The 12,017-nt window shown below is 69.2% G+C and carries 10 protein-coding genes; 9 read left to right on the top strand and 1 reads right to left on the bottom strand.

Features of this window, described 5'->3' with window-relative positions:
* Positions 1-8 precede the first annotated feature (8 nt).
* The 9 genes from infB (at position 9) to VF592_RS04930 (ending at position 10,955) form a co-directional block, all read left to right on the top strand.
* Positions 9-2,759, top strand: a complete 2,751-nt coding sequence (gene infB / locus VF592_RS04970) for a translation initiation factor IF-2 (protein ID WP_331004508.1) — start codon at positions 9-11, stop codon at positions 2,757-2,759.
* A gap of 87 nt (positions 2,760-2,846) precedes the next feature.
* Positions 2,847-3,233, top strand: a complete 387-nt coding sequence (rbfA, locus tag VF592_RS04965) for a 30S ribosome-binding factor RbfA (protein WP_331004507.1) — start codon at positions 2,847-2,849, stop codon at positions 3,231-3,233.
* Between the two features lie 240 nt (positions 3,234-3,473).
* The gene (locus VF592_RS04960; protein WP_331004506.1) at positions 3,474-4,226 is read left to right on the top strand and encodes a hypothetical protein; all 753 of its coding nucleotides are present in this window, start codon (positions 3,474-3,476) and stop codon (positions 4,224-4,226) included.
* A gap of 10 nt (positions 4,227-4,236) precedes the next feature.
* Positions 4,237-4,815, top strand: coding sequence for a thymidine kinase (locus VF592_RS04955; protein WP_331004505.1), 579 nt, complete (start codon positions 4,237-4,239; stop codon positions 4,813-4,815).
* 24 nt (positions 4,816-4,839) lie between these two features.
* Complete coding sequence (locus VF592_RS04950) at positions 4,840-5,523, top strand: site-2 protease family protein (RefSeq protein WP_331004504.1); 684 nt, start codon at positions 4,840-4,842, stop codon at positions 5,521-5,523.
* A 5-nt stretch (positions 5,524-5,528) separates the two neighbouring features.
* On the top strand, positions 5,529-6,434 hold the full coding sequence (gene truB, locus VF592_RS04945; RefSeq protein WP_331004503.1) for a tRNA pseudouridine(55) synthase TruB: 906 nt from the start codon (positions 5,529-5,531) through the stop codon (positions 6,432-6,434).
* Positions 6,435-6,450: 16 nt separating this feature from the next.
* Positions 6,451-6,720, top strand: a complete 270-nt coding sequence (rpsO, locus tag VF592_RS04940; protein ID WP_331004502.1) for a 30S ribosomal protein S15 — start codon at positions 6,451-6,453, stop codon at positions 6,718-6,720.
* A gap of 159 nt (positions 6,721-6,879) precedes the next feature.
* On the top strand, positions 6,880-9,276 hold the full coding sequence (pnp, locus tag VF592_RS04935; protein ID WP_331004501.1) for a polyribonucleotide nucleotidyltransferase: 2,397 nt from the start codon (positions 6,880-6,882) through the stop codon (positions 9,274-9,276).
* Positions 9,277-9,398: 122 nt separating this feature from the next.
* Positions 9,399-10,955 carry an aminotransferase class I/II-fold pyridoxal phosphate-dependent enzyme gene (locus VF592_RS04930; RefSeq protein ID WP_331004500.1) on the top strand — a complete coding sequence of 519 codons (1,557 nt, stop codon included), beginning with the start codon at positions 9,399-9,401 and terminating at the stop codon, positions 10,953-10,955.
* Here the strand turns inward: VF592_RS04930 and VF592_RS04925 are convergent.
* On the bottom strand, positions 10,907-11,848 hold the full coding sequence (locus VF592_RS04925) for a cell wall hydrolase (protein WP_331004499.1): 942 nt from the start codon (positions 11,846-11,848) through the stop codon (positions 10,907-10,909). The genes VF592_RS04930 and VF592_RS04925 overlap by 49 nt on opposite strands.
* Positions 11,849-12,017 lie beyond the last annotated feature (169 nt).

The following is a 12,017-nucleotide window of genomic DNA, read 5'->3' as shown; positions in this document are numbered from 1 at the left end:
GAATTCGAGTGAGCGACACCGACAACGAGAAGCCGAAGCTCGGCATGCGCGCGCCCCTGGGGCTGCGCCGCACCGTCGAGACCGGCAAGGTGAAGCAGAGTTTCAGCCACGGCCGCTCCAACACGGTGATCGTGGAGACGAAGAAGCGCCGGTTCGTGCGCCCCGGCGAGACCGCGCCCGACGCGGCGCCCGAGGTCGAGGCCGCACCCGCGCCCGTCGAGGTGCAGACGCCCGCGCCCGCTCCAGTGCCCGCCCGCGCCGCGCCGTCGAACGAGACCGCGCAGGAACGCCAGGCTCGGATGCTTCGCGAGGCCGCCGAGGACCGCTCGGCCATTCTCGAGGAAGCGCGCCGTCGTCAGGAAGCCGATCGCCAGCGCGCCGCCGACGAGGAGCGCGCCCGTGCCGAGGAGCGCGCCCGCGCCGAGGCCGAAGCGCGAGCCGCGCCGCCCGCGCCGGAACCCGTACCCGTCGCCGAGCCGACCCCGCCGCCCGCCCCGGAACCTGTCGCCGCCGCGCCGGCACCCGAGCCCGTCGCGGCCCCGCGCCCGGAGCCCGAGGTCGCCCGTGCCGTCGAGGCGCGGCCCGCGCCGCAGCCCGTCGTGCCGCCCGCGCCGCCCGCGCCGCCCCCGATCGTCGAACTCGCGCGCGATCCGGCCATGCCGGCCCCGCGTCGCTTCTCGCCCGTCGCGCGTCCCGAACGCCCGCCGCCCCCGCCCAAGCCCGTCGAGGCGCCCGTCGCCGAGGAGACGCCCGCGACGCGTGCCGCCGGCACGACCACCGGCGCGCGCGCGCTGCCGGCCGGCCAGGCCACCCCGCGCAACGCGGTGCCCGCCCGTCCGACCCAGCGCGACCGCAAGGGCGACGACCGCCGCACCTCGGGCAAGCTCACCGTCACGCGCGCGCTCGGCGACGACGGCGCGCGCTCGCGCTCGCTCGCCGCGCTCAAGCGCGCGCGTGAAAAGGAGAAGCGCCATTTCGGTCCGCGCGACGCGCAACCCAAGCAGGTGCGCGACGTCCAGGTGCCCGAGGCGATCACCGTTCAGGAACTCGCCAACCGCATGGCCGAAAAAGGCGCGGACCTGATCAAGACCTTGTTCAAGATGGGCTCGCCCGTCACGATGAACCAGCTGATCGACCAGGACACCGCCGAGCTGCTGGTCACCGAATTCGGCCACAACATCGTGCGCGTGTCCGATTCGGACATCGACCTCGCGATCGACTCCGAAGCCGATGCGCCCGAGGACCTCCGGCCCCGGCCGCCCGTGGTCACGATCATGGGCCATGTCGATCACGGCAAGACCTCGCTCCTCGACGCGCTGCGCGGCACCGACGTGGTGCGCGGCGAGGCGGGCGGGATCACCCAGCATATCGGCGCCTATCAGGTGCAGATGAAGGACAAGTCGAAGATCACCTTCCTCGATACGCCGGGGCATGAGGCCTTCACCCAGATGCGGATGCGCGGCGCCGACGTGACCGACATCGTCGTCCTGACGGTCGCGGCCGATGACGGGCTGATGCCGCAGACGATCGAGGCGATCAACCACACCCGCGCGGCCGGCAAGCCGATGATCGTGGCGATCAACAAGATCGACAAATACGAGGCCAACGCCCAGCGCGTCCGCGAGCGCCTGCTCGAACATGAGGTCGTGGTCGAGGAACTGGGCGGCGACACGCAGGACGTCGAGGTCTCCGCGCTCAAGAAGACCGGGCTCGATCAGCTGATCGAGAAGATCCAGCTTCAGGCCGAACTGCTCGAACTGCGCGCCAACCCCGACCGCCCCGCCGAGGGCACGGTGATCGAGGCCAAGCTCGACAAGGGCCGCGGTCCCGTCGCGACCGTGCTCGTCAACCGCGGTACGCTCAGGGTCGGCGACATCTTCGTCATCGGCGCCGAATCGGGCAAGGTCCGCGCGCTGGTCGACGACAAGGGTCGCCAGATCAAGGAAGCCGGTCCCGCCATGCCGGTCGAGGTGCTGGGTCTCTCCGGCGTGCCCTCGGCGGGCGATCCGCTTCAGGTGGTCGAGAACGAGGCGCGCGCCCGCGAGGTCGCGGAATATCGTCGCGGCGTGCTGACCCAGAAGCGCACCACCTCGGCGCCCGCCAGCCTGGAATCGATGTTCTCCGCGCTCAAGTCCGCCCAGGCGATCGAATATCCGCTGGTTGTCAAGGCGGACACGCAGGGGACCGTCGAGGCGATCGTCCAGTCGATCAACAAGATCTCGACCGACCTGATCCGCGCGCGCATCCTCCATTCGGGGGTCGGCGGCATCACCGAATCCGACGTGACGCTCGCCGCCGCCAGCGGGGCGCCGATCATCGGCTTCAACGTCCGCGCCAACGCCAAGGCGCGCGAGATCGCCGAACGGTCCAAGGTCGCGCTCAAATATTACGACGTGATCTACGACCTGACCGACGAGATCCGCGCGGGCATGGCCGGGCAGCTCGGCCCCGAGGCGTTCGAGACGGTGGTCGGCCGCGCCGAGATCCGCGAGGTCTTCTCGGCGGGCAAGCATGGCAAGGCCGCGGGGCTCCTCGTGGTCGACGGCGCGATCCGCAAGGCGCTGAAAGCCCGCATCACCCGCAACGACGTGATCGTCTTCAACGGCGAGATCGCCTCCTTGCGCCGCTTCAAGGACGACGTTCCCGAAGTACGCGCCGGCCTGGAATGCGGCGTGACCTTCTCGAGCAATTACATCGACATCAAGCCGGGCGACTTCCTCGAAACCTTCGAGGTCGAACTGCGCGAACGCACGCTGTAGCGCGCTTTCCCCTCCCGCTTCGGCGGGAGGGGAAAGTTGCGAAGCGGCAGGGCGCCGGCCCGATACGTCGCAAGCGGAAAACCAGCCATGAAGCAAGACACCCCCGAACGCTCCGTCCGCGCATTGCGCGTGGGCGAACAGGTCCGCCACATCCTGTCCGAGATCCTGGCGCGCGGCGACGTCCATGACGATACGCTCGCCAAACACATGGTCTCCGTCACCGAGGTGCGCATGTCCCCCGACCTGCGCCACGCGACCGCCTTTGTGAAGCCGCTGCTCGGCGAGGACGAGGAAGCCGTGCTGAAGGCGCTGCGCACCAACACCGCCTATCTCCAGCGCGAGGTCGCCGCGCGCGTCCGCACCAAATTCGCGGCCAAGCTGAAGTTCCTGGCGGACGACAGCTTCGACGAGGGCACCCGCATCGATACACTGCTGCGCAAGCCCGAGGTGGCGCGGGACTTGGACGAATCTTGACGCGAGGCAGGTTGACCGGCTTCGCCGCAGCGATGATGATCGGCCTATGTCTTACACGGTGACCATGGGCGATAAAGGCGAGATAACCTTGCCCGAGAGGTTGATTGCCGGGCTAGGCTGGACACCTGAGGCGTCGTTGCAATGGCGTATCGCCGACGATGTACTTTACTTGGAAACACTGCCGCCGCCCGAGAGCACCGAGGCATCGTGTATCGCTTAAGAGCTTCGGCAGGTTCATTGGTGGCATTGGCCGCTCGGATCGGCCTGCTCGCTGTCATGGCCGGATCATGTTCGTCCACGAACATCCATACCGGCGAAAGCAGAACCTTTCGCCGCTATTGGCAAGCCTACGCCGAATATTCTGCGGACCTCGACAAGTTTCCTCAACTCGCTCGCGACCGTGAAAACTGGCGCAAGGTCATTGCCGCCATGTCCGATGAGAAGATCTCATGGCTGATCCGTACTCGATACGCGCCGCCCTTCGCGCATGACGCGGAATGGGCGAATCAGAAGAGCTTTGTGACCAGAGGATCGGATTGGACGCGGTATTCGATGCTACCGAACGGCACGTGCACGACAGGAGAGGACTGCGCGCGGCAGACACGCGCCATCGCCGTTCGCAAATGCGCCGACTATCGCTTCCGTATCATGACGGGGTACGTTAAGCGCGACGGTCGGCAGACAGGCGAGCGACCATCCCAAGTCGTGGGAATCGTCCCGTTCGGAACTCACGAATATCGCGGAACGCTGACGAGGCCGGACGGGAAAGAATTTTCGGTCACTTGGTCGTTATCCTGGATCGGAGCTAACAGAGATGCGCGCGCCAAGGACCCCCTTGACGACCAGCCTCACGATTTCAAATTGCAGCGGCTGCCCGGTGCTGAGAATTGGGAAATCACGCGCTGGAGCGGCATGCCCGATCCTCCGAGCGGACCAGCCCTGACCCCGGCCAATTGCTTGACGCAACTCGGTGTCTGGCCGCTGAGGATCTAAGCCGGAAGTCATGGCCAAGCTCTATTTCTACTACGCCTCGATGAACGCCGGCAAATCGACCACGCTCCTCCAGGCCGACTTCAACTACCGGGAGCGGGGAATGCGCACCGCGCTGTTCACCGCGTCGGTCGACGACCGGTTCGCGGCAGGGACGATCGCAAGCCGCATCGGCCTGTCCGCCCCCGCGACGATGTTCGACGCCGCCACCGACCTCGCCGCGCTCGTGGTGACCGACCACGCGCAGGCGCCGCTGTCCTGCGTCCTCGTCGACGAGGCGCAGTTCCTGACCGCCGTTCAGGTCGACCAGCTCGCCCGCATCGCCGATGTCCACGCCATCCCCGTCCTCGCCTATGGCCTGCGCACCGATTTTCGCGGCGCGCTGTTCGAGGGGTCGGCGCGGCTGCTCGCGCTCGCCGACGCGCTCATTGAGATCAAGTCGGTCTGCACCTGCGGCCGCAAGGCGACGATGAACCTGCGCGTCGACGCGCAGGGCCGCGCGGTCGCGCAGGGCGCACAGACCGAGATCGGCGGGGAAGAGCGCTACCTCGCCCTTTGCCGTCGCCATCACGCCGAGGCGCTAGGCGGCTGAACCCCGCCACCCCATATCGCGTCCATGACCCCCGACAGCCTGTTCTACCGCGCCGCGATCTGGATCGTGCCGCTCATCGTCGCGATCGTGTTCCACGAGGTCGCGCATGGCTGGGTCGCCAAATGGCTCGGCGATCCGACCGCGGCCGATCAGAAGCGCCTCAGCTTCAATCCCGTCCGCCATGTCGATCCGGTCGGCACGGTCGTCCTCCCGCTCAGCCTCGCGATCGCGGGGGCGCCCGTCTTCGGCTGGGCCAAGCCCGTGCCCGTCGACGCGCGCCGCCTGCGCGAGCCGCGCACCGGCATGATGCTCGTCGCGCTCGCCGGGCCGGGGATGAACATGCTGCTCGCCACGGTCGGCGCGGTCGCGCTGGGCCTGGTCTTCGGCCTGGGCGGCGAGAGCGCGGGCGCTGCGCGCTTCGCGGCCGAGCTGCTCTTCTCGTTCATCGTCGTGAACGTGTTCCTCGCGCTGTTCAACCTGCTCCCGCTGCCCCCCTTTGACGGCGGCCATCTGGTCGAGGGAATGCTCCCGCGCCCGCTAGCGCGCCAATATGCGAAGATCGGGCGCTACGGCTTCCTGTTCCTCATCGGCCTGCTCGTCCTGCTGCCGATGCTGGTGCCGGGCGCCAATATCGTCGAGCGGATCGTCGCGCCGCCGGCGCGCGCGGTGACCGGCTTCTTCCTCGACATCGCGCGCTGGGTCGGCTGAGGCGCATGCATGGCTGGCTGATCCTCGACAAGCCGCTCGGGGTCGGCTCGACCGACGCCGTGTCCGCGGTCAAGCGGGCGCTGCGCGCCGGGGGCTATCCCAAGCTCAAGGTCGGCCATGGCGGCACGCTCGATCCGCTGGCGACGGGCGTGCTGCCGATCGCGCTGGGCGAGGCGACCAAGCTCGCCGGGCGCCTGCTCGACAGCGACAAGATCTACGACTTCACGCTCCGCTTCGGCGCGGAGACCGCGACGCTCGACGCGGAAGGGCCGGTGGTCGCCACCTCCGACGTGCGCCCGACCGCCGCGGATGTGAAAGCCGTCCTCCCCCGCTTCACCGGCCCGATCGCCCAGACGCCCCCCGCCTATTCCGCGCTGAAAGTCGACGGCAAGCGCGCCTATGACCTGGCGCGCGCGGGCGAGACGGTGACGCTCGCCAGCCGGAACGTGACGATCCACGCGCTCACCCTGTTCCCGCTCTCCCGCAGCGAAACGGCGAGAGAGGGAGTAAGCCAGATCACCCTCGCCGCCCATGTCTCCAAGGGCACCTATATCCGCAGCCTCGCGCGCGACATCGCCCACGCGCTCGGCACGGTCGGGCATGTGACGATGCTGCGCCGGACCAGGGCGGGCCCGTTCGACCTGTCGGCCGCGATAACGCTGGACGAACTGGCCGAACTGGGGCATGGGCGCGCGCTTGAACATCATCTCCTGCCGCTGAGGGCGGGGCTGGACGACATCCCGGCTCTATCCCTCACCCCCGACCAGGCAGGGGCGCTCCGACAGGGGCGCGTTCTGGCCGGGATCGCCGCCGCTGACGGCCACTGCTTCGCGATGCTGGATGAAACGCCGGTGGCGCTGGTCGAGGTCAGGACCCAGGAGGTCCGCGTCATCCGGGGCTTCAACCTCTGATCTGAAAGGTATCACGATGTCGATCACTCCCGAGCGCAAGCAGGCGCTGATCACCGAACATTCGCGCCAGGAAGGCGATACCGGCTCCCCCGAGGTGCAGGTCGCCATCATCACCGAGCGCATCAAGAACCTGACGGGCCATTTCAAAGGCCATGCCAAGGACAATCACAGCCGCCGCGGGCTGCTGATGATGGTCAACAAGCGGCGCACGCTGCTCGACTATCTCCGCAAGACCGACGGCCAGCGCTATCTCGATCTCATCGCGAAGCTCGGCCTTCGCAAGTAAAAACCCGAAGGGCGCCCCAGCGGCGCCCTTCTCATATCCGCCCCCGCGCAATCCGGCGCTTGGGGCAGGGAGCGACAACGCGCTCCAAACCGCCGCGGACCGGCTTCGTCCGCAGACAGGCCCCGGCCGGCATCCGGCCGCCGGAGTGAAGGAAACGACATGTTCGACACCAAGAAAGTGGAAATCGAGTGGGGCGGCAAGACGCTGACCCTGGAGACGGGCCGCGTCGCCCGCCAGGCTGACGGCGCGGTGCTCGCGACGCTCGGCGAGACGGTGGTGCTCTGCGCCGTCACGGCCGCCAAGTCGGTCAAGGAGGGCCAGGATTTCTTCCCGCTCACCGTCCATTACCAGGAGAAATTTTCCGCGTCGGGCCGCATCCCCGGCGGCTTCTTCAAGCGCGAGCGCGGCGCCACCGAGCGCGAGACGCTGACCAGCCGCCTCATCGACCGCCCGATCCGCCCGCTTTTCCCCGAGGGCTTCCTGAACGAGATCAACGTGATCTGCCAGGTGCTCAGCTATGACGGCGAGAACGAGCCCGACATCCTCGCCATGGTCGCCGCCTCCGCCGCGCTGACCATCTCGGGCGTGCCCTTCATGGGCCCGATCGGCGGCGCGCGCGTCGGCTATCAGGGCGGCGAGTACATCCTCAACCCGACGCTCGACCAGATCAAGGAAGGCGAGCTCGACCTGGTCGTCGCCGCCACCCACGACGCGGTGATGATGGTCGAATCGGAAGCCAAGGAGCTGTCCGAGGACGTCATGCTCGGCGCCGTCATGTTCGCGCACCGGGCGTCGGGCGAAGTCATCGGCGCGATCATCAAGCTCGCCGAACAGGCCGCCAAGGAGCCTTGGGAGCTCAAGCAGGAGATCGACCCGAGCGCCGTCAAGGCCAAGCTCAAGGCGCTGATCGGCGACGACCTCGCCGCCGCCTACAAGCTCCGCGACAAGCAGCAGCGCCAGACCGCGATCAACGAGGCGCGCGCCAAGGCCCGCACCGCAATGGAAGCCACCAAGCACGAGAACCCGGCCGAATATCTGGCGTCGCTCAAGCTCGTGAAGAAGCTAGAAGCCGACATCGTCCGCGGCGCGATCCTGACCGACGGCATCCGCATCGACGGCCGCGACACCAAGACGGTGCGCCCGATCGAGGCGATGGTCCATTTCCTGCCCCGCGCGCATGGTTCGGCGCTGTTCACCCGCGGCGAGACCCAGGCCATCTGCACCACCACGCTCGGCACCCGCGACGCCGAGCAGATGATCGACGGGCTGAACGGCCTGTCGTACGAGAATTTCATGCTCCATTATAACTTCCCGCCCTATTCGGTCGGCGAAGTGGGCCGCTTCGGGGCTCCGGGCCGTCGCGAGGTCGGGCACGGCAAGCTCGCCTGGCGCGCGCTGCACCCGGTGCTGCCGTCCAAGGACGAATTCCCCTACACGATCCGCGTCCTGTCCGACATCACCGAGTCGAACGGTTCCTCGTCGATGGCGACCGTCTGCGGCGGTTCGCTGTCGATGATGGACGCGGGCGTGCCGCTCAAGCGTCCCGTCTCGGGCATCGCGATGGGCCTGATCCTGGAAGGCGACAAGTTCGCCGTCCTGTCGGACATCCTGGGCGACGAGGATCACCTGGGCGACATGGACTTCAAGGTCGCGGGGACCTCGGAGGGCATCACGTCGCTCCAGATGGACATCAAGATCGCCGGCATCACCGAGGAGATCATGCGGACCGCCTTGGCGCAAGCCAAGGACGGACGGGCCCACATTCTGGGCGAGATGGCCAAGGCGCTGGGCGAGACCCGCACCGAGCTGTCGGCCCATGCCCCGCGCATCGAGAGCTTCCAGATCGACAAGTCGAAGATCCGCGAAGTGATCGGCACCGGCGGCAAGGTGATCCGCGAGATCGTCGCCACCACCGGCGCCAAGGTCGATATCGACGACGAGGGTGTGATCAAGGTCTCGTCCTCCGACCCCGCGCAGATCGAGGCCGCGATCAAGTGGATCAAGGGTCTGGTCGAGGAGGCCGAGGTCGGCAAGGTCTATGACGGCAAGGTCGTCAACCTCGTCGATTTCGGCGCGTTCGTGAACTTCATGGGCGGCAAGGACGGCCTGGTCCACGTGTCCGAGATCAGGAACGAGCGCGTCGAGAAGGTTTCGGACGCGCTGTCCGAAGGCCAGGAGGTCAAGGTCAAGGTCCTCGAGATCGACCCGCGCGGCAAGGTCCGCCTGTCGATGCGCGTCGTCGACCAGGAGACCGGCGCCGAGCTGGAGGATACCCGTCCCGCGCGCGAACCCAGAAGCGATCGGGGTGAAGGCGGCGACCGTGGACCGCGTGGTCCCCGCCGTGACGGCGGCGGCGATCGCGGTCCCCGTGGCGAAGGCGGCGGCGGTCGCGACCGTGGTCCCCGACGCGACGGCGACGGTGGACGTGGACCCCGCCGTGATGGCGGCGGCGACCGTGGTCCCCGTCCCGAGCGTTCGGGCGGCGGCGAAGGCAATCGCGAGGACGGCCCCGCGCCCGAATTCGCGCCCGCCTTCCTGACCGGCGACCGCGACTGAGCTTCACGCCCGTGCGTGAACGGAAAGGGCCCGGGGGCGATCCCGGGCCCTTTCTGCGTCCGGGGTAACCTGCCTCACCCCGAATCGGGAACCAGCGACTCGGCCCGCGCGATTGGGGCCGCATGGATCAGACCCAGGCTCCCCTCGTCGACGCGCTCGCCAAGGCCGAGGCGCATCCCGTCATCGGCTTCGGCGCCCCCGGCCATGGGCGCGGCGCCGCCATGCCCCGCGGCCTGCGCGCGCTCGTCGGCGCCAAGGCGTTCAAGGCCGACCTGCTGACCGTCAAGGGCGTCGAGGACCGCACCGAGGGGGATTTGGCGCTCAACCGCGCGCACGAGATCGCGGCCGCCGCCTGGGGCGCCGATCTGTGCCGCTTCGTCACCGGCGGCTCGACCCAGAGCCTCCACACCGCGCTCGCCGCCGTCGCGCGCGCGGGCGACACGGTCCTCCTGCCGACCAATTCGCACAAGGCCGAATGGAGCTATGCGCTCGTCGCCGGGCTCGACGCGGTGCCGCTCGCCGTCGATGTCGACCCCGATTGGGACATCCAGACGGTGGTCACCCCCGCCACCCTCGCCGCCACGCTCGACGCCCACCCCCACGCCAAGGCAGCGATCGTGGTCTCCCCCAATTATTACGGCATCGCCTGCGACATCGAACGCTTGGCGGAGGTCGCGCATGCGCGCGGCGTGCCGCTGATCGTCGATGCCGCCTGGGGCGGCGCCTTCGCCTTTTCGCCGCGCCTTCCCTCCGATGCGCTGGCGCTCGGCGCCGATATCCAGGTGTGCAGCCTCCACAAGACGATGGGCTCGCTGGCGCAAGGATCGGTGCTCCTGGCGCGCGGCGATCTGGTCGATCAGCAGCGGCTGGCGCTCGCCTATGAGCTGTTCGAGACGACCAGCCCGTCGGTGCCCATCCTCGGCAGCCTCGACGCGACCCGCCGCGACCACGCCACCGGCGGCGCGAAATTATGGGGCGACGTGCTCGACCTCGCCGAGCAGGCCCGCGCCGAGATCGCGGCGATCCCCGGCCTGCGCGTCTATGGCCAGGACCGGGTCGAGCCCCGCACCGAACTCGACCGCACCAAAGTCCTGATCGACCTCTCCGCGCTCGGCGTCGCGGGCTATGCCGCCGACGACTGGCTTTACAAGCACCATCGTATCGCCACCGGCCTGTCCGAGGCCCGGAACCTGCTGGTCGTCATCTCGCTCGGCACGGGGCGGAGCGACGTCCGCACCTTGGTCAAGGCGCTCTCCGACCTGTCCGACAGGCTGCGCGCCGATCCCGCGATCCTGCCCCCCGCCCCCGCGCTCCCCGGCATCGCCACGCTCGGCTTCGAGCGCGCCATGCCCGGCGCCGACGCCTATTTCGGCCAGGTCGAGGAAGTCGCTTACGAGGCCTGCACCGGCCGCATCGCCGCCGAGGTCATCGCGCCCTCGCCGCCGGGCGTGCCCCGTCTGGTTCCGGGCCAGCGGATCGACGCCGCCCATGTCGCCTGGCTCGTCGCCAATCGCGACGCGGGCATGTTCGTGCTCGATCCGACCGATCCGTCGGAACACCGCCTGCGCGTCGTCGCCGAGGCGCCCGCTATCGATCGCCCGGCCATGTTCGCCGCCGAGCAGCGCGAGCGTCAGATCGGCTCCGACTCCTCCGACACGATCGCCCCCTCGACCGCATAGGCGCCCAGCGTCGGCCGCGCCTGCTCGCCCGGCGCGGCGCGGTTCAGGTGCACCCGCACCCCCGAAGCGACCAATGTCCGTACCGCGCGCGTCGTACCGGCCGCCTCGTCGCTTCCCCGGTGGATCGTCACCGACCCGCCGCCCTCGATCGGCACCCGCGCCAGCACCGTGGCGGCGGCATGGCCCGCCACCGCGCCCGGCTCCGTGCCCGCATAGGCTTGGCGGAACGTCAGCGCCCGCTCCAGCGCCCCGCGCCAGCGATAGAAGACGTGGCGCCCGACCAGTCCGATCCGCGCCAGGCTCGGCGCCCACCAGGGTGACACGGCGGTGGTGTGATAATGCGTCGCCGACCCGACCGGCGCATAGACGCTGCCCGTCAGCGCCGCCTCCGCGACGCCCCGCGCCCGCTCCCAGGCGCCGGGCTCGCGCCGCGCCCGCATCGATCCGTCGCAGGTGAAGCTGAACTGGCATCCCGTGGCGCGGTTCGACCCCTGATAGACGACCCCGCACACGCTGGCGGGAAAGGCCCGGTCGCGCACCCGGTTGAGCACCACCTGCGCCACCGCGCGCTGCCCGTTCGGGTCCTCCGACCGCGCCTCGTAATAGACCGCCGCGGTCAGGCAGTCCGCCGCGCGGCGCCGGTCGTCCTCGCTACGCGCGTCCGCCACGAAAGGCGGCGGCGCGGCCCCGGCCCCCGATGCGCGCGGCGGCACGACGATCGCCCGGGTCGAGGCCGGCCCCGCACCGGGCACCTCGAGCGCCAGCCGCTCCAGCAGCGGCCGCGCCTCCACGATCGCCCGCTCCACTGCGACCGCGCGCGGCGTCTCGACCGGCACGCAGGACGCCAGCAAGACCGGAACCGCTCCCGCCGTCCAAAGGCGCATCCGCTTCATCGTCACCTTGATAGGCCGTGCGGGTTAGAGCATGGTTAAGCGTTACGGGGGTCCGGCTCTGGCCAGATGGACCGGTTCCGCTATGCTCGGCCGATCGGGAGAACCTCCATGCCAGGCTTGATGGTCCCGCGGCTCCCAGCGCTAGCGCGCCGCCATTGGTTCTGGCTTC

This window comes from Sphingomonas sp., from assembly GCF_036388435.1.
Classification (GTDB): domain Bacteria; phylum Pseudomonadota; class Alphaproteobacteria; order Sphingomonadales; family Sphingomonadaceae; genus Sphingomonas.
This window is presented reverse-complemented; position numbering and strand designations above follow the sequence as displayed.

Excerpts from the sequence above, each read along its gene's own strand:
- rbfA (WP_331004507.1), top strand. The coding sequence starts at position 2,847 with ATGAAGCAAGACACCCCCGAACGCTCCGTCCGCGCATTGCGCGTGGGC.
- VF592_RS04955 (WP_331004505.1), top strand. The coding sequence starts at position 4,237 with ATGGCCAAGCTCTATTTCTACTACGCCTCGATGAACGCCGGCAAATCG.
- VF592_RS04950 (WP_331004504.1), top strand. The coding sequence starts at position 4,840 with ATGACCCCCGACAGCCTGTTCTACCGCGCCGCGATCTGGATCGTGCCG.
- truB (WP_331004503.1), top strand. The coding sequence starts at position 5,529 with ATGCATGGCTGGCTGATCCTCGACAAGCCGCTCGGGGTCGGCTCGACC.
- rpsO (WP_331004502.1), top strand. The coding sequence starts at position 6,451 with ATGTCGATCACTCCCGAGCGCAAGCAGGCGCTGATCACCGAACATTCG.
- pnp (WP_331004501.1), top strand. The coding sequence starts at position 6,880 with ATGTTCGACACCAAGAAAGTGGAAATCGAGTGGGGCGGCAAGACGCTG.
- VF592_RS04930 (WP_331004500.1), top strand. The coding sequence starts at position 9,399 with ATGGATCAGACCCAGGCTCCCCTCGTCGACGCGCTCGCCAAGGCCGAG.
- VF592_RS04925 (WP_331004499.1), bottom strand. The coding sequence starts at position 11,848 with ATGAAGCGGATGCGCCTTTGGACGGCGGGAGCGGTTCCGGTCTTGCTG.